Source organism: Pseudomonas sp. NPDC096925 (assembly GCF_044762545.1).
Classification (GTDB): Bacteria; Pseudomonadota; Gammaproteobacteria; order Pseudomonadales; family Pseudomonadaceae; genus Aquipseudomonas.
On the sequence record NZ_JBIWEM010000002.1, the window covers coordinates 512,170 to 532,030 of the forward strand.

The 19,861-nt window shown below is 66.0% G+C and carries 17 protein-coding genes; 13 read left to right on the top strand and 4 right to left on the bottom strand.

Annotation, left to right across the window (positions count from 1 at the left end; genetic code table 11):
* Nucleotides 1–11: 11 nt before the first annotated feature.
* The 4 genes from fabA to ACIQYU_RS08330 all read right to left on the bottom strand — a co-directional run bounded on the left by fabA (nucleotide 12) and on the right by ACIQYU_RS08330 (nucleotide 5,706).
* A complete protein-coding gene (fabA, locus tag ACIQYU_RS08315; RefSeq protein WP_003251509.1) occupies nucleotides 12–527 on the bottom strand; it encodes a 3-hydroxyacyl-[acyl-carrier-protein] dehydratase FabA in 516 nt (171 codons plus the stop codon).
* Nucleotides 528–734: 207 nt separating this feature from the next.
* The gene (locus ACIQYU_RS08320) at nucleotides 735–2,666 is read right to left on the bottom strand and encodes an ATP-binding protein (protein ID WP_207830115.1); all 1,932 of its coding nucleotides are present in this window, start codon (nucleotides 2,664–2,666) and stop codon (nucleotides 735–737) included.
* Nucleotides 2,663–3,553, bottom strand: coding sequence for an ABC transporter substrate-binding protein (locus ACIQYU_RS08325; RefSeq protein WP_207830116.1), 891 nt, complete (start codon nucleotides 3,551–3,553; stop codon nucleotides 2,663–2,665). The genes ACIQYU_RS08320 and ACIQYU_RS08325 overlap by 4 nt, the downstream gene beginning before the upstream one ends.
* Nucleotides 3,553–5,706 (bottom strand): TonB-dependent receptor plug domain-containing protein, encoded by a 2,154-nt coding sequence (locus tag ACIQYU_RS08330; RefSeq protein WP_402798948.1) that lies wholly within the window; start codon nucleotides 5,704–5,706, stop codon nucleotides 3,553–3,555. Before ACIQYU_RS08330 ends, ACIQYU_RS08325 begins: the two co-directional genes overlap by 1 nt.
* Nucleotides 5,707–5,927: 221 nt before the next feature.
* Here ACIQYU_RS08330 and ACIQYU_RS08335 point away from each other — a divergent pair, with 221 nt between their 5' ends.
* From ACIQYU_RS08335 to ACIQYU_RS08395, 13 genes are all read left to right on the top strand, one after another.
* The gene (locus ACIQYU_RS08335; RefSeq protein ID WP_063912705.1) at nucleotides 5,928–6,953 is read left to right on the top strand and encodes an NAD(P)H-dependent glycerol-3-phosphate dehydrogenase; all 1,026 of its coding nucleotides are present in this window, start codon (nucleotides 5,928–5,930) and stop codon (nucleotides 6,951–6,953) included.
* A 36-nt stretch (nucleotides 6,954–6,989) separates the two neighbouring features.
* The gene (locus ACIQYU_RS08340; protein WP_027592856.1) at nucleotides 6,990–7,337 is read left to right on the top strand and encodes a DUF4389 domain-containing protein; all 348 of its coding nucleotides are present in this window, start codon (nucleotides 6,990–6,992) and stop codon (nucleotides 7,335–7,337) included.
* Nucleotides 7,334–7,792 carry a phosphohistidine phosphatase SixA gene (sixA, locus tag ACIQYU_RS08345; protein ID WP_063912704.1) on the top strand — a complete coding sequence of 153 codons (459 nt, stop codon included), beginning with the start codon at nucleotides 7,334–7,336 and terminating at the stop codon, nucleotides 7,790–7,792. Before ACIQYU_RS08340 ends, sixA begins: the two co-directional genes overlap by 4 nt.
* Nucleotides 7,793–8,095: 303 nt before the next feature.
* Entirely contained in the window at nucleotides 8,096–8,884 is a 789-nt protein-coding gene (locus ACIQYU_RS08350; RefSeq protein ID WP_233686956.1) for an alpha/beta fold hydrolase, read from the top strand.
* Nucleotides 8,881–9,735 carry an alpha/beta hydrolase gene (locus ACIQYU_RS08355; RefSeq protein WP_402798954.1) on the top strand — a complete coding sequence of 285 codons (855 nt, stop codon included), beginning with the start codon at nucleotides 8,881–8,883 and terminating at the stop codon, nucleotides 9,733–9,735. The genes ACIQYU_RS08350 and ACIQYU_RS08355 overlap by 4 nt, the downstream gene beginning before the upstream one ends.
* Nucleotides 9,736–9,844: 109 nt before the next feature.
* Nucleotides 9,845–10,639, top strand: coding sequence for a DUF4892 domain-containing protein (locus ACIQYU_RS08360; RefSeq protein WP_233686955.1), 795 nt, complete (start codon nucleotides 9,845–9,847; stop codon nucleotides 10,637–10,639).
* 12 nt (nucleotides 10,640–10,651) lie between these two features.
* Complete coding sequence (locus ACIQYU_RS08365; protein WP_207830128.1) at nucleotides 10,652–11,704, top strand: AI-2E family transporter; 1,053 nt, start codon at nucleotides 10,652–10,654, stop codon at nucleotides 11,702–11,704.
* 176 nt (nucleotides 11,705–11,880) lie between these two features.
* Nucleotides 11,881–11,970, top strand: coding sequence for a K(+)-transporting ATPase subunit F (gene kdpF / locus ACIQYU_RS08370; protein WP_003251485.1), 90 nt, complete (start codon nucleotides 11,881–11,883; stop codon nucleotides 11,968–11,970).
* 9 nt (nucleotides 11,971–11,979) lie between these two features.
* The gene (kdpA, locus tag ACIQYU_RS08375) at nucleotides 11,980–13,674 is read left to right on the top strand and encodes a potassium-transporting ATPase subunit KdpA (RefSeq protein ID WP_207830981.1); all 1,695 of its coding nucleotides are present in this window, start codon (nucleotides 11,980–11,982) and stop codon (nucleotides 13,672–13,674) included.
* A 9-nt stretch (nucleotides 13,675–13,683) separates the two neighbouring features.
* A complete protein-coding gene (gene kdpB / locus ACIQYU_RS08380; protein ID WP_233686954.1) occupies nucleotides 13,684–15,738 on the top strand; it encodes a potassium-transporting ATPase subunit KdpB in 2,055 nt (684 codons plus the stop codon).
* A 10-nt stretch (nucleotides 15,739–15,748) separates the two neighbouring features.
* The gene (gene kdpC, locus ACIQYU_RS08385; protein WP_207830985.1) at nucleotides 15,749–16,300 is read left to right on the top strand and encodes a potassium-transporting ATPase subunit KdpC; all 552 of its coding nucleotides are present in this window, start codon (nucleotides 15,749–15,751) and stop codon (nucleotides 16,298–16,300) included.
* A 156-nt stretch (nucleotides 16,301–16,456) separates the two neighbouring features.
* Nucleotides 16,457–19,111, top strand: a complete 2,655-nt coding sequence (locus ACIQYU_RS08390; protein ID WP_233693686.1) for a sensor histidine kinase KdpD — start codon at nucleotides 16,457–16,459, stop codon at nucleotides 19,109–19,111.
* Entirely contained in the window at nucleotides 19,108–19,803 is a 696-nt protein-coding gene (locus ACIQYU_RS08395; RefSeq protein ID WP_207830990.1) for a response regulator, read from the top strand. The genes ACIQYU_RS08390 and ACIQYU_RS08395 overlap by 4 nt, the downstream gene beginning before the upstream one ends.
* Nucleotides 19,804–19,861 lie beyond the last annotated feature (58 nt).

Consider the following 19,861-nt stretch of genomic DNA (forward strand, 5'->3'; position numbering starts at 1 on the left):
GCGAATAACCCTTAGAAATTGTCAGTGGAGGTGAACACGCCGACCCGCAGGCCTTCGGCAGTGTAGATCTCGCGGCCGTCGACGCTGACCGAGCCATCGGCGATGGCCATGTTCAGCTTGCCCTTCAGGACGCGCTTGATGTGAATGTTGTAAGTGACTTTCTTGGCTTCGGGCAGTACCTGGCCGAAGAACTTCACCTCGCCCGACCCCAGGGCGCGACCGCGGCCTGGCAGGCCCTGCCAGCCGAGGAAGAAGCCTACCAGCTGCCACATGGCGTCGAGGCCCAGGCAGCCCGGCATTACCGGGTCGCCTTCGAAGTGACAGGCGAAGAACCACAGGTCCGGATTGATATCCAGCTCGGCGACCAATTCACCTTTGCCGTACTTACCGCCTTCTTCACTGATATGGGTGATGCGATCGACCATCAGCATGTTCGGCGCGGGCAGTTGCGCATTACCTGGGCCGAACAGCTCACCGCGACTGCAGCGCAGCAGGTCTTCCCGAGTAAAGGCGTGTTGTTTGGTCATGCGAGCTCCTCAATAACCCCCTGCGGCAGGGGATGAATCTTCCCGGCCGGCCCGAAACGCATCGCGTCCGGGGCGGCAGCCTACAGGTAGACTATTGCGTTGTGGTGAAAGTCACAGTGCACCTGGTGAAAGAAGTACAGGTGTGCACTGAAACGTCTATTTTCAGGTCCGATGAAGGTCCTGTCCAGTGTTTAAGACTGCCGCACTTTAGCATTTATCGCCAGTCGCGGTTGTCTGACCGGGAAGCCAGCGCTGCAGTACCCGCTGCAGTTCGGTGCGGCGCAAGGGTTTGCTCAGGTAATCGTCCATGCCGGCTGCCATGCAACGCTCACGGTCGCCCTGCAAGGCATTGGCAGTCAGGGCGATGATCGGTAGTCCGGCACCGTTGGGCAGTTGGCGGATACGCCGGGTGGCTTCATAGCCGTCCAGGTGCGGCAGGCGGCAGTCCATCAGCACGGCGGCAAAACGCTGCCGGCTGACCCGGTCGACCGCCTCCAGGCCGTCCTCGGCGGTGCTTACCGCCAGTCCCAGGCTGCGCAGCATGGCCCCGATGACACTTTGGTTGACCGGATTGTCTTCTACCAGCAGCACCTGATCGTTGTCGGTCATCGCCGGTGGCGCAGCGCTTGGCAGCGTCAGCGAGACCGGGGCTGGGCTGGCCAGGGCCAAAGGCATCTCCAGGGTAAACGTGGAACCAAGCCCCTCACGGCTTTCGCCACGCAGCTTGCCGCCCATGCGTTCGGCCAGGGTGCGGGCGATCGACAGCCCCAGCCCGGTGCCGCCATAGCGGCGGGAAATCGAGCTGTCGGCCTGCTGGAAGGCGACGAACATCATTTCCAGGCGGTCGCTGTCGATGCCGATGCCGGTGTCGCGCACGCTGCAGGTCAGCCAGATCAGTTGCCGATCGAGCACCTGCCAGCGTGCCTCGACCTGTACCTGGCCGCGTTCGGTGAACTTCAGCGCGTTGCCGACCAGGTTCAGCAGGATCTGGCGGATGCGCGTGGGGTCGCCGTTTACCTGCAACTGCTCGATACCGGCCGGCAGCTGCAGGTGCAGGGCAAGGCCGCGCTGCTGGGCGCTGTGCTGGAACGACTGGACGCTGCTGGTGATCAGCTCACCCAGGTTGAAGTCGATGTGTTCCAGTTGCAGTGCGGCGCGCTCGATGCGCGAGAAGTCGAGGATGTCGTTGATGACCTTGAGCAGGTGCCCGGTGGACTCGCTGGCCACTGCGGTGTACTCGGCCTGTTCATTGCTCAGCGGCGTGGTTTCCAGCAACTGCAGCATGCCCAGCACGCCATTCATCGGCGTGCGCAGCTCGTGGCTCATCATCGCCAGGAAGTCCGATTTGGCGCGGTTGGCCTGTTCGGCCTCTTCGCGGGCCTGGATCAGCTCGGCAATGGCCTGCTTCTGTTCATCGCTGGCCTGCTCCAGGGCGTGGGCCAGGTTGTTGATGTGGCGCGCCAGGTGGCCCAGCTCGCTGTCGTCGACCACCGGCAACAGGGTGTTGTACTCGCCCTGCTGGATGGCCTTGACCGCATGGCCCATGTCGCTGATCGGCTTGGCCAGGCTCAGGGCCAGGCGCCGCGCCAGCAGGAAGGTGAACAGCAGGGCGAACAGCGCGAGGATGCCGGCCTTGATCACGATTTCCTGCTGGCGCTGGCTGAAGGCGTCATCGGACATGCCGACGATTACCCGGCCCAGATAGTCGTCGCCGATGGCCGGGGTGGTGGCCTTGCCCTGTTGCAGGAAGTCGCTGTCCAGGCGGATTTGCTGCAGGCGGATGGGCGCCTGGAACACTTCGACGCGCTGCGCGCGGTTGGCGCTTTCGTCGGACTGCTCGACGTAGACCAGGATGTGGTTGCGGCTGTCCTGCACCTCGAGGAAGCGCACGTGGGGGATGCTGAGCGTGGCGCGCATCAGGCCCTCGAGCACTTCGTTGTTGCCCGAGATCACCCCATACTCCGAAGCTGGCGCCAGCTGGTTGGCGATCAGTTGCCCGGTGTGGTTCAGTTCCTGGCGCAGGTCCTGGATGCGTACGAAGGTGAAGAAGCTGATAAGCAGCAGGGTCAGCAGCAGGGCAGGGCCGAGGCTGATGATCTGGGTGCGGGTGTGGATGTCCCAGCTCAGGCGCTTGCTCATGGGGTGGGTTCTCCTTCGGCCAGGGCCTTGGCGGCGGCGTTCGGATCGATCGGTTCAAGGCCCAGGGCGCGCGCAACCTGCTGGTTGCCGCTGACGCCGAAGCGTGCCGGGTAGAGGTTGCGCGGCCAGCGTGCCGGTGGCTGGTCGAGCAACTGGTCGAGCACCGCCAGCCAGTCGTCCTGGTCGCTGAAGGTGCTGGCCAGGGCGCCGGCGCGGACGAACCCGGCGTTCGGGCCGATCAGCGCCATCTGTCGGCCATAGCTGCTCAACAGCACGTTCTTTGCGGTCTTGGAGTTGTACAGGTTGGTGTCGTCCAGGCCCAGCAGCACGTCACTGTTGGCCAGCAAATGTTGCAGAGGACGGCTGTCGCGCGGGTCGGGCCAGTCCTGGGCAATGATCTCCAGGCCCAGCTGGTGGGCGGCATGGCGCAACTCTTCGAGCAAAAAGCTGCTGTGCTCACCGTACAGCACACCAATACGCTGGGCCTGTGGCAGCAGGTAGCGCGCCAGGCGCAGCTGCCGGCCCAGTGGTGGGTCGCTCCACAGCAGGGTGAGGAACGCGGGACGCGACTTTCCCAGGCGCTGTTCAGCCTGTACCCGGCTGACCCGCATGGCCAGGGCCGGCGGGCCGGCGGTTTCCCCAAGGCGCCATTCCAGTGCGGCGTTGTCCAGCAGGATCAGGCGCAGGTCAGTCCTGAGCTTGCCCGGGCGTGGCAGGTCGGCGGTGGTCTGGAAATGCACATGATCCTGGGGCCGGCGGCTTTCCAGCGCAGCGACGAAACTGCGAATGCCGGGCTGGTCTTCCGCGCCTACCAACACGATTTCGCTGGCGGACAGCGGCCCCAATGGCCACAGGCACAGCAGCAACAGGCGCAGCAGCAGGGCCATCAGAACTCCAGCTCCGCGCTGACGCTCAGGCGGTGGCGGCTGTCGAAACGGTTCTGGATTGCCGTGGTCGGCTCATCGTCCAGGCGCTGTTGCCACAGCGCCGCCAGTTCCAGGTTGCTGCCATGCACCCGGAAACGCTTGGCCAGGCGCAGGTCCAGGCGCTCGTAGCGGTACTGGTTGAGCGCATCGTCGCCGTAATAGAACAGTGCGCTGGACCAGCCGTCGCCCCATTCGCGCATCCACCCGGCCGAGCCGCTGTTACGGGCGCTGAGGCGGCGGTCGTCGGGGTTGCTGGCCCAGGCATCGACATAGGCGTAGGTCAGGCGCAGGCGGTCGCGCAGGGTCGGGCGCCAGTCCAGTTGCGCCTCGCTGCCGCTGAAGCGGGCCTTGTTGGCGTTGCTGGCGATGTACTGGTTGTTCTTCAGGGGCTCGCTGATCATTCCGGTGATCTCGTCGTAGAACAGCTTCACATCCATGTTCAGGTCGATGTCGCTGAAGTAGCCGTTGTAGCCCAGTTCGCGCGAGCGCATGCGTTCCTGGTCGAGGTCGCCCGGGCCGCGGGTCTTGACGAAGTACTCGCCGTTTTGCAGCTTGAATGCATTAGGGGTTGGGGTCAGGTTCTTGACCGTGTAGCTCCAGTTGACGTTGTTCTCGAACATGTCTGGCGAGCGCACTGCCTCGGAATACACTGCACGCAGGCCATGGCGCGGGGTGATCAGGTAGTTGACCGCCACCCGCGGGGTCAGCGAGCTGCCGGACAGGCGCGAGTCCTCGAACATGGCGCCGCCCTGCAGGATCCAGTGCTCGTCGGCGCGCCACTCCAGCTGGCCGAACAGGCGCCAGGTCTGGTCGTCGATGCTGCCGTTGAAGTAGGTCTGCGAGTCGGCACGGTCATAGCGGTAGTTCATGCCGCTGAGCAGGCGCAGGCTGTCGGTCAGGCTCAGGGTGTCCTGGATTTCCAGGTCGTAGCGGGTTTCGCGGGTGCTCTGGTCGACGTCTCCGCAGACCTGCTGTCTTCCGTCCTTGGCCCATTGCTGTTTCACCTTCGTCAAAAGTTCATTCAGAACTGGATCGCCTGTCGACACTTGTTCGCCGCTACGGAGGGCATACACCACTTTTTCGGCGAAGTCAGGGTTCATTTGCCAGAGTTGGGTCAAGTCGGGACTGAACGATTGCAAGGCATCACAAGCGCGCCACACCTGTTGGCGGTCAAAATGCTGGGCCGACCCCTGGATATAGAGGCTGTGCTCGGAACTGAAGTCCTTGGTCCAGCGCATCGACCCTGCATAGTCCTTGGCATTGACGTCTGCATCGCTACCTGCTTGGTAGTCACCGAACACAGGCTTGTAAGTATACGGCCGCTGGTTGCTGCCTTCCTTCGCCGCCAGTTGCCATTCCAGTGTCTGGTCGTGCGTCAGGTTGTGGCTGGCATTGAGGGTGAAGCGCGTCAGCCGGCGGCTGTCACGGTAGTCCTGGCCGAACTGGTTTTCGTCGAAGCCATCGTCCTGCTGGCCGGACAGCGACAGGCGCATGTCGCCGCCCTCCCAGCCGAAGCCGTGGCTGGCGTAGAAGTCGTTGATGCCATCCTGGCCGCGAGTCATCTTCAGCCGCGTGCCATGGCTGTCGGCGGGGTTGCGGGTAAGGATGTTGACCACCGCCATCAGCGCGTTGGCGCCGTAGCTGACGGTGTTGGGGCCGCGGAACACCTCGATGCGCTCGATGTCCTCCATGGCCAGGGGGATGTCGCTCCAGTCCACCGTGGCCAGGCCGGCGCGGTATACCGAGCGGCCATCGATCAGCACCTGCATGCGCCGGGCGTCGTTGACGTTGCTGCCATGGTAGTTGACCGTGGGTTGGTTGCCGGCGTTGTAACCCACCATCATGCCCGGCACCAGGCGCAGCAGCTCGGGGATGTCACGGGCGCCGCTGGCGCGGATCAGCTCGCTGTCGAGCACGGTCATGCTGCCTGGCACTGCGGCCGGGGACTGTTTCAGGCGCGTGGCGGTCAGAACCTGCGGCAGGTCCGTGTTGTCGATGAACAGATCATCGGCCATGGCCGGGCCACCGAGCAGGGCGGTCAGTATGAGCAGGCGCGGGTACGGGGGCGTGCCAGGGAACACAAAGCGGCCTTGTATCAGGATTGAAACAGGCATGGTAACTGACCGTGGCGTATTTGCCAGTGATCTGCATTACCCGTGCTGGCCCTTTCGCGGGTAAACCCGCTCCCACAAGGACCGCACCGCTACTGAAGGCTTCGTTGTACCTGTGGGAGCGGGTTTACCCGCGAAGAGGCCAGTACTGACACTGGTTCTGTAGCAGGCGAGCCGTATAATGGCTGGGTCGCCACTTAACTTTTGGCTTTAACGGATTGGATATGACTGAACAGCAACCTGTTGCAGTTCTGGGAGGCGGCAGCTTCGGCACCGCCGTGGCGAACCTGCTGGCGGAAAACGGTGTGCCGGTGCGCCAATGGATGCGCGACCCGGATCAGGCCGAGGCCATGCGCGTCAATCGCGAGAATCCGCGCTACCTCAAGGGCATCCGCCTGCACGACGGCGTCGAGCCGGTCAGCGACCTGCTGGCCACCCTGCAGGCCAGCGACCTGGTTTTCGTCGCCCTGCCATCGAGCGCCTTGCGCAGCGTGCTGGCCCCGCATGCCGAGCTGCTGCGTGGCAAGGGCCTGGTCAGCCTGACCAAGGGCATCGAAGCGCAAAGCTTCAAGCTGATGAGCCAGATCCTCGAGGAAATCGCCCCCGAGGCGCGCATCGGCGTGCTGTCCGGCCCCAACCTGGCCCGTGAAATCGCCGAACATGCGCTGACCGCCACGGTGGTCGCCAGCGAGGACGAAAAACTCTGCCAGCAGGTGCAGGCCGTGCTGCATGGGCGTACCTTCCGCGTCTACGCCAGTGCCGACCGCTTTGGCGTCGAACTGGGCGGGGCGCTGAAGAACGTCTATGCCATCATCGCCGGTATGGCAGTGGCCCTGGGCATGGGCGAGAACACCAAGAGCATGCTGATTACCCGCGCCCTGGCCGAGATGACCCGCTTTGCCGTAAGCCAGGGCGCCAACCCCATGACCTTCCTCGGCCTGGCCGGTGTCGGTGACCTGATCGTCACCTGCTCCTCGCCCAAGAGCCGCAACTACCAGGTCGGCCACGCGCTGGGCCAGGGCCTGAGCCTGGAGCAGGCGGTCAACCGCCTGGGCGAAGTGGCCGAAGGCGTCAACACCCTCAAGGTGCTCAAGGCCAAGGCGCAGGAAGTGCAGGTGTACATGCCGCTGGTGGCGGGCCTGCATGCCATCCTGTTCGAAGGCCGCACGCTGAACCAGGTGATCGAGCACCTGATGCGTGCCGAGCCGAAGACCGATGTCGATTTCATTTCCATCAGCGGTTTCAACTGAGCCTTGAGCGGCTCTGACAACAGCAAGGAGCAACACATGAACGATACGCCCGAGCGCGCCCAGCGCGAGTCGATCATCCTGCGGGTCCTGTGGATGCTGGTGTTCCTGGTGGTCTGGCAGTTGGCCGAGCTGCTGCTCGGTGGCCTGGTACTGGTACAACTGATCTACCGTCTGGTGTACGGCGCCCCAAGCGCCAGCCTGATGAACTTCGGCGACAGCCTCAGCCAGTACCTGGCGCAGATCGGCCGCTTTGGCAGCTTCCACAGCGACCAGAAACCGTGGCCGTTCGCCGACTGGCCGGCACCGCGTGCCCCGGAAGGCGAGGCCCCGCACGCCGTGGCCCCGGCCCCGCACCCGGTGCGTGATGAGGAGCCCAAGCTGTGAAACTATGGGTGCTGCGCCACGGCGAAGCGGAGCCGCGGGCCAACAGCGATGCCGAGCGCCGGCTGACCGCCCACGGCCGCGAGCAGGTGCTGCACAGCGCCGCCCGCCTGCTGGGGCAACCGTTGCAGGCGATCATCGCCAGCCCTTACGTACGTGCCCAGCAAACGGCCGCCCTGGTGCATGACACCCTGGGCTTCGCCGAGCCGGTGCGCACCGTGCCCTGGCTGACGCCCGACACGGATGTGCAGCAGGTCATCGGCGAGATCGAGCGCCTGGGCCTGGAGCATGTGCTGCTGGTCAGCCATCAGCCGCTGGTGGGTACCCTGGTCGGGGTGCTGGAGCATGGCCACCAGCAACACCCGGCGGGCATGAGCACGGCAAGCCTGGCGGAGCTGGACGGGGACTGGCCGTTGGCTGGGTTGATGACCCTTCGGGCGATCAACTCGCCGGCGTGAACCTACGGGGCCGCTGCGCCGACAGGTGCCGCCCACGCCCTGAACTGTGGGAGCGGCTTTAGCCGCGAACACCGGCGCAGCCGGTGCCATGCACCGTGTTGGATTCTTCGCGGCTAAAGCCGCTCCCACAGGGTTCGCGGATTGCTTGCGAACTCAGTTATCTACGCGACAGCGCAGCCCGAAGGGCTGGGCGATCTCCCACAAGCCTGACCTGATAGCCCTCGCCGATGACCTTTCCGGACGTTGCCGAACCGCCCCGGGATACCGACAATGGGCCATCATCCCCGATCCGGACCCGGTGCCATGTCGCAGCAGATCTTCTTCGCCCATGCCAACGGTTTCCCCTCGGCCACCTACGGCAAGCTGTTCGCTGCCCTGGCACCGGACTATCAGGTGCAGCATCTGGCCCAGCACGGGCACGATCCGCGCTTTCCGGTGGACGACAACTGGCAGAGCCTGGTCGACGAACTGTTGCACCACCTGGCCCGGCAGGACCAGCCGGTATGGGGTGTCGGCCATTCGCTGGGCGGGGTGTTGCACCTGCACGCCGCCTTGCGCTGCCCCGAGTACTACCGTGGCGTGGTGATGCTCGACTCGCCGGTGCTCACCCGCGCCGACCAGTGGCTGCTGCGCACCGCCAAGCGCTTCGGCTTCATCGACCGCATCACCCCGGCTGGCCGCACCCTGGGGCGCCGCGAAACCTTCAATGACCGCGACAGCGCCCGGGACTATTTTGCCGGCAAGTCACTGTTCCGCCATTTCGACCCCGACTGCCTCGATGACTACATAGAGCACGGCCTGCAGGCGAAGGAGCAGGGGCTGCAGTTGCGCTTCGACCCGGCCACGGAAATCAGCATCTACCGCAGCATCCCGCATACCAGCCCTGCACCTGCGCGGCAGTTGCAGGTGCCACTGGCCATGGTTCGCGGCGAGCGCAGCAACGTCATTCGCCACCACCACACCTTGGCCGTACGCGGCATGCCCAAGGGCGAATTCCACAGCGTGCCGGGTGGACACATGTTCCCGCTGGAGCGGCCAACCGACACCGCCAGCCTGATCAAGGGCCTGTTCGACCGCTGGAGCCAGGCATGAGCGCGCAGGTCGAGGAAATTCGCCTGAGCCTGGGGCATATCGAACTGGCGGCGCACCTGTTCGGCCCTGAGGACGGGTTGCCGGTGATCGCCCTGCATGGCTGGCTGGACAACGCCAACAGCTTCGCCCGCCTGGCGCCGCAGCTCAAAGGCCTGCGCATCGTCGCCCTGGACCTGGCCGGGCATGGTTACTCGGAGCACCGGCCGCTCGGCGCCGGCTATGCCCTGGCCGACTACGCCCATGACGTGCTGCGGGTGGCCGAGCAGCTGGGTTGGCAACGTTTCGCCCTGCTGGGCCATTCGCTGGGGGCAATCATTTCGGTGCAACTGGCTGGTGCGTTGCCGGAGCGGGTCAGCCATCTGGCCCTGATCGACGGCGTCATCCCGCCGACTGGCGCCGAGCAGGACCCCGGTGAGCGGCTGGGCATGGCCCTGCAGGCCCAGTTGCGCCTGGATGGCAAGCGCAAGTCGGTGTACACGACCCTGGAGCAGGGCGTGCAGGCGCGCATGAAAGGCATGGTCGCGGTCAGCCGCGAGGCAGCCGAGCTGCTGGCCCAGCGAGGCCTGATGCCGGTGCCTGGTGGTTACAGTTGGCGCAGCGACAGCCGCCTGACCCTGCCTTCGCCAGTGCGCCTGAGCGAGGCCCAGGCCATGGCCTATGTGCGCCGGGTAAGCTGCCCGGCGCGCCTGGTGGTGGCCGCCGATGGCATGCTGGTGCGCCACACCGGGTTGCTGGAGCAGCTACCCTTTGAGCAGGTGACGCTGCCCGGTGGCCATCACCTGCACCTGAACGATGAGCAGGGCGCGGCCCTTGTCGCAGACTGTTTCAATCGCTTCTTTGGCTTTGCTTGACTTGCACCGGACAAGTGTCGAGGCTTGGCGGGTTGAACAGGGAGACAACCATGCAACTGCCAGACATCCTGGAGCTTCACCTCGGCGCTGAGCGCCGCCTGGGTCGCCAATGAGCGCGCCTGTAGCCATCCGTAATGCCTTCGCTGCCTGCCTGGTGTTCGCCAGCCCCGTGCTGTGGGCCGGTAGCCTGCCGGTACCGGTGGACGCCAAGGTGGTCGACCAGCGCCCGGCCGTGGAGCAGGAGCGTGTCTACCCCATGGGCCCGCTGCGCAAGATAAGCGGCCGCCTGCGGGTCGAGGACAAGGTCGAAAGCCGCGGCCAGGTCAGCTCGGTCACCTATGAACTGCCGGTGGAACGTACCGCCCGCGAAGCCTTCACCAGCGCTCGCGAAGCACTGCAGCGCGACGGCGGCTACCCGCTGTTCTGGTGCCAGGGCCGCGATTGCGGCGAGGCCAGCCTTTGGGCCAATGATGTGTTCGGCAATGCCCGCCTCAACGGCGGCGACGAGCAGCAGGCGTTCATCCTGCTGCGCCGCTCGGCGGAGCAGGCCGACACCCTGGTCGCGCTGTACAGCGTCACCCGCGGCAACCGCCGCGCCTACCTGCACGTGGAAGAGTTCGTCGCCGGCAGCCCGCTGGGCGAACTGCTGCCGACCGCTGCCACGGTGCTGCGGGAAATGCGCGATACCGGCAAGCTCGACTACCCTGACCTGGCCGCGCCGCAAGACACCTGGGCGAACCTGCTGGCCCGCAGCCTGAACCTCGACAGCACCCTGCGTGCCAGCCTCAGTGGCGCCCAGGCCGAAGCCTGGCGCGAAGCGCTGGTCAAGGCGGGGGTACGCAGTGGCCGCCTGGAAGTCGGTAGCGCGCCTACCGACGGCCTGCACCTTGAACTGATCCGTTGAACGAGCACCACCATGGCTAACAATGACCGCTTGCTGGTCCAGATTCTGCTGCTGGCGCTGCTGGGGGCCGGCCTGTGGGTAATGGCACCGTTCATTTCAGCGCTGTTGTGGGGGGCCATCCTGGCCTTTGCCAGCTGGCCCTTGATGCGCTTGCTGACGCGTGTGCTGGGCGGTCGCGAAACCCTGGCGGCAAGCCTGCTGACCAGCGCCTGGATCCTGATCGTGGCGTTGCCGCTGGTGTGGTTGGGGTTCAACCTGGCCGATCACATTCGCGATGCGACGGCATTCGTGCGTGACGTGCAGGTGGACGGCCTGCCCGATGCACCGGCCTGGCTGGGTGGTATCCCGTTGGTTGGCGAGCGCCTGGTCAGCTGGTGGCAATCGCTGGACCAGCAGGGCGCAGCCTTGCTGGCCTCGGTCAAACCGCACCTGGGGCAGGTGGGCAACTGGTTGCTGGCGCGCAGCGCGCAGATCGGCAGCGGCGTGCTGGAGCTGACCCTGAGCCTGGTGTTCGTGTTCTTCTTCTACCGCGACGGCCCACGCCTGTCGGCATTCGTCCTGCGCTTGCTGCACCGCTTGATGGGCGACCGCGCCGAGTACTACCTGGAACTGGTGGCCGGTACGGTGCAGCGAGTGGTCAACGGGGTGATCGGTACGGCCGCCGCGCAGGGCGTGCTGGCGTTGATCGGCTTCCTGATCGCCGGTGTGCCCGGGGCCATCGTGCTGGGCCTGGTCACCTTCATGCTCAGCCTGATCCCCATGGGCCCGCCACTGGCCTGGATCCCGGCCACCGGCTGGCTGGTATGGAAGGGCGAGTACGGCATGGCGGTGTTCCTGGGGGTTTGGGGCACCTTCATCATCAGTGGCGTGGACAACGTGCTCAAACCGTACCTGATCAGCCGTGGCGGCAACCTGCCGTTGGTGATCGTGCTGCTGGGCGTGTTCGGCGGTCTGATTGCCTTTGGCTTCATTGGCCTGTTCATCGGGCCGACCTTGCTGGCTGTCGGTTACAGCCTGCTGTTGGACTGGAGCCGCAACGCGGCGCAGCAGCCGCCCCAGCGGTAACCTGTACTGGCCTATTCGCGTCGAACCGCCGCGAAGAGGCCGGTACCGACAACCGAAAAGCCTGATCTTTACACCTTCTTTATTCCCATCCCCACCCCCCGATCTCGCCCCTTTACGCCCCTCCCTCGGACAATTTCCCCAAAGCGGCCCAAGCCGCACCACGGGGAGAACCACACATGAACATGCTCGACGGGCTGTCACTGCTGCTGGCAGTGGCATTGGCGTTTTATCTGCTGGTGGCGCTGCTACGCGCCGATCGCAGCTAGGGAGCGGCCATGCACAGTTACGACTTCGCCTTGCTCCTGGCATTTTTCGCCATCGTGCTGCTACCGGCACCCTGGCTCGGGCGGTTCTACTTCAAGGTCATGGAAGGCCAGCGCACCTGGCTGTCGCCCGTGCTGGGCCCGGTCGAGCAGGCCTGCTACCGGCTGGCAGGCGTGCGCGCCGGCCAGGAACAGAACTGGCAGCAGTACACCCTGGCCCTGCTGGCCTTCAACCTGGCCGGGTTCCTGCTGCTGTTCACGGTGCTGCTGTTACAGGGCTACCTGCCATTCAACCCGCAGCATCTCCCAGGCCAGGAATGGTCGCTGGCGTTCAACACCGCGGTCAGCTTCGTCACCAACACCAACTGGCAGGCCTACAGCGGTGAGGCGTCGGTCAGCTACCTGAGCCAGATGCTCGGCCTGACCGTGCAGAACTTCGTCAGCGCTGCCACCGGCCTGGCCGTGCTGGTCGCGCTGTGCCGTGGCATTGCCCGGCGCAGCGCGACGACACTGGGCAACTTCTGGGTCGACATGACCCGCGCCACCCTCTACGGCCTGCTGCCGCTGTGCCTGCTGCTGGCATTGTTGCTGGTGTGGCAAGGTGTGCCGCAAACCCTGGCCGACTACGCCCACGCGGTCACTCTGCAAGGCACCGAACAGACCATCCCGCTGGGCCCGGCCGCCAGCCAGATCGCCATCAAGCAACTGGGCACCAATGGCGGTGGCTTCTTCGGCGTCAACTCGGCGCACCCGTTCGAAAACCCCACGGCCTGGAGCAACCTGTTCGAGGTGGCTTCGATCATCCTCATTCCGGTGGCGCTGGTGTTCACCTTTGGCCACTACGTGAAGGACCTGCGCCAGAGCCGCGCCATCCTCGCCTGCATGCTTGCCCTGTTCCTGATCGGCGGCAGCACGGCGTTGTGGTCCGAGCACCAGCCCAACCCGGCCCTCGAGAGCGCGCAGGTACAGCAAAGCGCCCCCATGGAGGGCAAGGAAAGCCGCTTCGGCACCACCGGTTCGGTGCTGTGGACGGTGACTACCACTTCCGCTTCCAACGGTTCGGTCAATGCCATGCACGACAGCCTCAACCCGCTGACCGGCATGGTGGCAATGGTCAACATGATGGTCGGTGAGGTGATCTTTGGCGGCGTTGGCGCCGGGCTGTACGGCATGCTGCTGTTCGTGCTCATCGCAGTGTTCCTGGCAGGGCTGATGATCGGCCGCACCCCGGAATACCTCGGCAAGAAACTGCAGGCACGCGAGGTGCAGTTGCTGGTGGCGACCCTGCTGGTGATGCCGGTCGGCGTGTTGGTGCTCGGCGCCATCGCCGCCAGCCTGCCAGGCCCGGCGGGTGCGGTCAGCAACCCGGGTGCGCATGGCTTCAGCCAGCTGCTGTACGCCTACACCTCCGGTACGGCCAACAACGGCTCGGCCTTCGCCGGCTTTGGTGCCAACACGGTGTTCCACAACCTGATGATCGGCCTGGCCATGCTGGTCGGCCGCTTCGGCTACATCCTGCCGGTACTGGCCTTGGCCGGCAGCCTGGCGGCGAAGAAAAGCGCGCCCCAGGGCCTGAACAGCTTCCCCACCCATGGCCCGCTGTTCACCGGCCTGCTGCTGGTCACCATCCTGCTGGTCGGTGGCTTGACTTTCCTGCCAACCCTGGCCCTTGGGCCGATCGCCGAACACTTGAGTCTGGGTTTTTGAGGACCGACCATGAACATGCCCATTCCTGAAGTACAAGCCCGGCACAGCGCCAAGGACCAGACCCGCTTCGCCGCGTTGTGGCGCCCGGCGCTGGTGCAGGCCTTCGTCAAGCTCGACCCGCGGCAACTCAAGCGCTCGCCGGTGATGCTGGTAGTCGCCTTGACTGCTGTGTTGACCACTGTCCTGTGCTTTGCCCCTGGCAGCGGTGTGAGCACCGGCGTTGCCGTGCAGATCGCCCTGTGGCTGTGGTTCACCGTGCTGTTCGCCAACTTCGCCGAGGCCCTGGCCGAAGGCCGTGGCAAGGCCCGCGCCGACAGCCTCAAGGCTGGCAGCCAGGGCCTGACTGCCCAGCGTCGCAAGCGCGATGGCAGCTACGAGACCGTCGCCGCCAGCGCGCTGCGCAAGGACGATGTGGTGCGCGTGGTGGCCGGCGAAATGATCCCTGGTGACGGTGAGGTGCTTGAAGGCATCGCTGCGGTCAACGAGGCCGCCATTACCGGCGAGTCCGCGCCGGTGATCCGCGAATCCGGCGGCGACCGCTCGGCGGTGACCGGCAATACCCGGCTGGTCTCCGACTGGCTGTTGATCCGCATCACCAGCAACCCGGGCGAATCGACCCTCGACCGCATGATTGCCCTGGTCGAAGGCGCCAAGCGGCAGAAGACCCCGAACGAGATCGCCCTCGACATCCTGCTGATCGGCCTGACCCTGATCTTCCTGATCGTGGTGGTGACCTTGCAGCCGTTCGCCCACTTCGTGGGTGGCAGCTTGCCGCTGATCTTTCTCGCTGCGCTGCTGGTGACGCTGATCCCCACCACCATCGGCGGCCTGCTGTCGGCCATCGGTATCGCCGGCATGGACCGGCTGGTGCGGTTGAACGTTATCGCCCGCTCGGGCCGCGCGGTGGAAGCGGCCGGTGACGTGCATACACTGATGCTCGACAAGACCGGCACCATCACCTTCGGCAACCGCCGTTGCAGCGCGCTGCACGCCGCACCGGGCATCACCCCCCGCGAGCTGGGGGAGGGCGCCTTGCTGGCCTCGCTGGCGGACGACACCGCCGAGGGCAAGTCGATCGTCGAGTACCTGCGTCAGTTGCACGACTTCGTCGAACCGTCCACCGGGCAGTTCGAGGCCGTGGCCTTCAGCGCCGAGACGCGCCTGTCGGGCATCGACTTGCAGCAGCACCGCTACCGCAAGGGCGCCGTGGATGCCGTGTTGGCGTTTGTCGGCATGCAACGCCTGGAAATGCCTCAGGCACTGGCCCGTGAAGTGGAGCGCATCGCCCAGAGCGGCGGTACACCATTGCTGGTGTGCCTCGACAAGCGCCTGCTCGGCGTGATCCACCTCAAGGACGTGGTCAAGCCCGGCATCCGCGAGCGCTTTGCCGAGCTGCGCAAACTGGGCATCCGCACGGTGATGGTGACCGGCGACAACCCGCTGACCGCCGCCGCCATCGCCGCCGAGGCCGGCGTGGATGACGTGCTGGCCGAGGCCACGCCAGAGAAGAAGCTGGCACGCATCCGCCAGGAGCAGAACGACGGCCGCCTGGTGGCCATGTGCGGCGACGGTGCCAACGACGCCCCGGCACTGGCCCAGGCTGACGTGGGCATGGCCATGAACGACGGCACCCAGGCCGCGCGCGAGGCGGCCAACATGGTCGACCTGGACAGCGACCCGACCAAGCTGCTGGACGTGGTGCAGGTCGGCAAGGAGTTGCTGGTGACTCGCGGCGCGCTGACCACCTTCTCCATCGCCAACGATGTGGCCAAATACTTCGCCATCCTGCCGGCGCTGTTCGCTGCCATCTACCCGCAGTTGGGCGTGCTCAACCTGATGCACCTGGCCAGCCCGCAGAGTGCGATTTTGTCGGCCATCGTGTTCAACGCGCTGATCATCATCGTGCTGATCCCGCTGGCGCTGCGCGGTGTGCGGGTGCAGGCGGCCAGTGCGGCGCACCTGCTGCGGCGCAACCTGTTGATCTACGGGCTGGGCGGCATTGTCGTGCCGTTTGCCGGGATCAAGCTGATCGATCTGCTGCTCAATGCCCTGCACCTGGTCTGAGGAGGCCACCATGAATGCTTATGTACGCCCGGCGCTGAGCCTGGCCTTGTTGATGACCCTGGTGACTGGCGCGCTGTATCCGCTGGCAGTGACCGGCATTGCCCAGGTCGCTTTCCCGAGCCAGGCCAACGGCAGCCTGGTGCGCGACGACCAGGGCCAGGTGCGCGGTTCGGCGCTGATCGCCCAGGACTTCCAGGGTGATGGCTGGTTCCACCCGCGCCCGTCGGCGGGCGCCTACGCCACCGTGGCCAGCAGCGCCAGCAACCTGTCGCCGAGCAACCCGGCGCTGGCCGAGCGGGTCAAGGGCGATGCGGCTGCGTTGTACCAGGCGCAGCAGGGGCCGGTGCCCCAGGCGCTGCTGACCACCTCGGGCAGCGGCCTCGACCCGCACCTGCCGCCGGAGGCCGTGGCCTACCAGATCCCGCGGGTGGCGGCGGCACGGCAATTGCCGGTGGAGCGCTTGCAAGGCTTGCTGGAAGAGGCCACCCTCCACCCATTGATCGGCCCGCCGGTGGTCAATGTGCTGGCCTTGAACCAGGCCTTGGAAAACCTCAGCCATTGATAGATGGCTTGAGGGGCTGGCAGGGACCCTGTGGGAGCGGGTTTACCCGCGAATGCGTCGGTGGCGCTACTACTGCATTCGCGGGTGAACCCGCTCCCACAGGTACGGTGATGGTCCCTGGATTTGCTGCTTGCTGGAAATGGCAAAGGATGAAAGATGAGTGACTCCGCCCGCGCAGATGCGCTGTTGGCTACCCTCCCGCGATCCGGCCGGGGCCGGTTGAAGGTGTTCCTTGGCGCCGCCCCCGGCGTCGGCAAGACCTTCGCCATGCTCCAGGCCGCCCACGCCCAGCAACGCCAGGGTGTGCAGGTGCTGGCCGGGGTAGTGGAAACCCATGGCCGCGCCGAAACCGAAGCCCTGCTTGGCGGCCTTCACCAGCAGCCCCTGCTGCGCAGCCAGTACCGCGGCGTCACCCTCGAGGAAATGGACCTCGACGGCCTGCTCAAGGCCGCCCCGGCCTTGGTGCTGGTCGACGAACTGGCCCACACCAATGCCCCTGGCAGCCGCCACGCCAAACGCTGGCAAGACGTACAGGAACTGCTCGCCGCCGGCATCGATGTGTACACCACGGTCAACGTCCAGCACCTGGAAAGCCTCAACGACAAGGTCCGCGACATTACCGGCGTGCAGGTGCGCGAAACCCTGCCGGACTGGGTGCTGCAGGAAGCCTTCGAGCTGGTGCTGATCGACCTGCCACCCCGTGAACTGCTCGAACGCCTGCGCGAAGGCAAGGTGTACGTGCCCGAGCAGGCGCGGGCCGCCATCGATGCGTTCTTCTCGCAAACCAACCTTACCGCCCTGCGCGAGCTGGCCATGCAGACCGCTGCAGCCCAGGTGGATGCCGACCTGGCCCACGGCTATCGCCAACGCGGCCAGGAAGCCCCGGCCCTGCGAGGGCGCTTGCTGGTGGGCGTGGATGGCGACGACCAGGCAGAGCGCCTGGTGCGTCATGCCAGCCGTGTGGCCCAGCGCCGCCACCTGCCTTGGAGCCTGGTGCATGTGGACAACGGCCGCCTGCGCGACGAAGCTGCGCGCCAGCGCCTGCAAGCTGCCCAGCAACTGGCCGAACGCCTGGGCGGGGAGGTGGTGCTGCTGCGCGCCGGCGAAGTGGTACGCACGCTGATCCAGCACGCCGCCGAGCGGCGGGCCAGTCTGGTGCTGGTCGGGCAGTCTCGCGACCGCCTGCGCCGGCGCCTGTTCGGTGCCGGTGTGGCCACGCGGCTGCTGCGCGAAAGCCACGGCCTGGAAATCAACGTGCTGGACCGCGACGTGCAGCCGCAAGCGCCGCGTTCGGCCGTGCGGCGGGTGTGGGTCTGGCGCCATTACCTGCTGGCGCTGCTGGCCACGGTCATGGCCGCGGGCCTGGCCTGGGCGGTGTCGAGTGTGCTGGCCTTGCCCAACATCTCGCTGGTGTTCCTGGCCGCGGTGTTGCTGGTGGCGGTGCGCAGCAGCCTGGGGCCTGCGCTGGCCTGCGCGGTGCTGTCGTTCCTGACCTACGATTTTCTGTTCATCCCACCCAACCTTTCGTTCAGGATCCAGCGCGAAGAAGACGTGCTGACCCTGGTGTTCTTCCTGTTGATGGCCGCGCTCACCGGCAACCTGGCCGCCCGCCAGCGCCGCCAGTTGCAGGCACTGCGCGAGACCCAGGCGCAGACCAGCCAGCTGCTCGACCTTTCGCGCCGGCTGACCGTGGCCACCGACCGCCAGGCGGTGTTCAACGCCGCCGGCCAGCATCTGGACGGCTGGCAGGACATGCAGGTGTGCCTGCTGGAGCGCAATGTCGAAGGCCAGTTGCAGGTGGTCAGCGGCGAAGCGCATGCCTTTAGCGATAATGAGCGCGCGGCCGCAGAGTGGGCCTGGCAGCATGTCCAGGCCGCCGGGCATGGCAGCGACACCCTGCCCAATGGCCGCTGGTGGTGGTGGCCGCTGGCGGTGGATGAACAGCCTCTGGCATTGCTCGGTGTGCGCCCACGCTCCGGCCAGCCGCTCAGCGACCCGCGCCGGCGCCTGCTCACCGCCCTCGGTCAGCCACTGGCCCAGGCCCTGGCCCGCGCCCGGCTTGCTGAACAGCTGGAGGCCGCGCGCCTGCATGGCGAAACCGAGCAACTGCGCAGCGCCTTGCTCGCGTCCGTTTCCCACGACTTGCGTACCCCGCTGACCGCCATGCGTGGCAGCATCGACAGCCTGTTGGCGTTGGGCGAGGCGATTCCCGCTGCAGACCGTCGCGAACTGTTGGAGGGCACCCGCAACGAGGCCGAACGCCTCGACCGCTACATCCAGAACCTGCTCGACATGACCCGCCTGGGCCACGGCGGCCTCAAGCTGGCCCGCGACTGGGTGGCCCCGGCCGACATCGTCGGCAGCGCGCTCAACCGCCTGCGCGTGGTGCTGGCACCGCTGCGCGTGCACACCGACGTGCCGGCCGAGCTGCCGTTGCTGTTCGTGCATGCGGCGTTGATCGAGCAGGCACTGGTCAACGTGCTGGAAAATGCCGCGCGTTTCTCGCCACACAATGGCCGGCTGGAGTTGCAGGTGTCGGTGCAGGACGCCCAGTTGCGCTTCGCCGTCAGCGACCAGGGCCCCGGCATTCCCGTGGCCGACCGCGAGAAGATCTTCGACATGTTCTACACCGCCGCCCGCGGCGACCGCGGTGGGCAGGGCACCGGCCTGGGCCTGGCGATCTGCCAGGGCATGATCGGCGCCCATGGCGGGCAGATCCTGGTGGGCGAAGGCATCGATGGCCAGGGCACCAGCATCACTTTATGCTTGCCGCTGCCCCCTCAACCTGAAGCCGAAAGCGAAACCCCATGAGTCAGTCCGCCACCCTCCTGGTCATCGACGATGAACCGCAGATCCGCAAGTTCCTGCGCATCAGCCTGGCCTCCCAAGGCTACAAGGTGCTCGAGGCCGCCACAGGTGCGCAAGGGCTGGCCCAGGCCGCTTTGGGCAAGCCGGACCTGGTGGTGCTCGACCTTGGCCTTCCGGATATGGACGGCCAGCAGGTGTTGCGTGACCTGCGCGAATGGAGCGCGGTGCCGGTAATGGTGTTGTCGGTGCGTGCCAGTGAGCTGCAGAAGGTCGATGCGCTGGATGGCGGTGCCAACGACTATGTAACCAAGCCGTTTGGCATTCAGGAGTTTCTGGCGCGGGTGCGTGCCTTGCTGCGCCAGGTGCCGCAGGCGGGTGGCTCGGAAGTGGCGGCCAGTTTTGGGCCGCTGACCGTGGACTTTGCCTTTCGCCGGGTGACCCTGGATGGCGTGGAAGTGGCGTTGACGCGCAAGGAGTATGCGCTGCTGGCGCAGCTGGCCGGGCACCCGGGGCGGGTGATTACCCAGCAGCAGCTGCTCAAGGATATCTGGGGGCCTACCCATGTGGATGACACCCATTACCTGCGGATCGTGGTCGGGCACCTGCGACAGAAGCTGGGCGATGACCCGACGGCGCCGCGGTTCATCATCACCGAGGCAGGGGTGGGGTACAGGCTGGTGGCACCTGCTGCATAGTCCGGGTTCACGCCCACCTTGTGGGAGCGGGTTTACCCGCGAAGAATGTGACACGGTG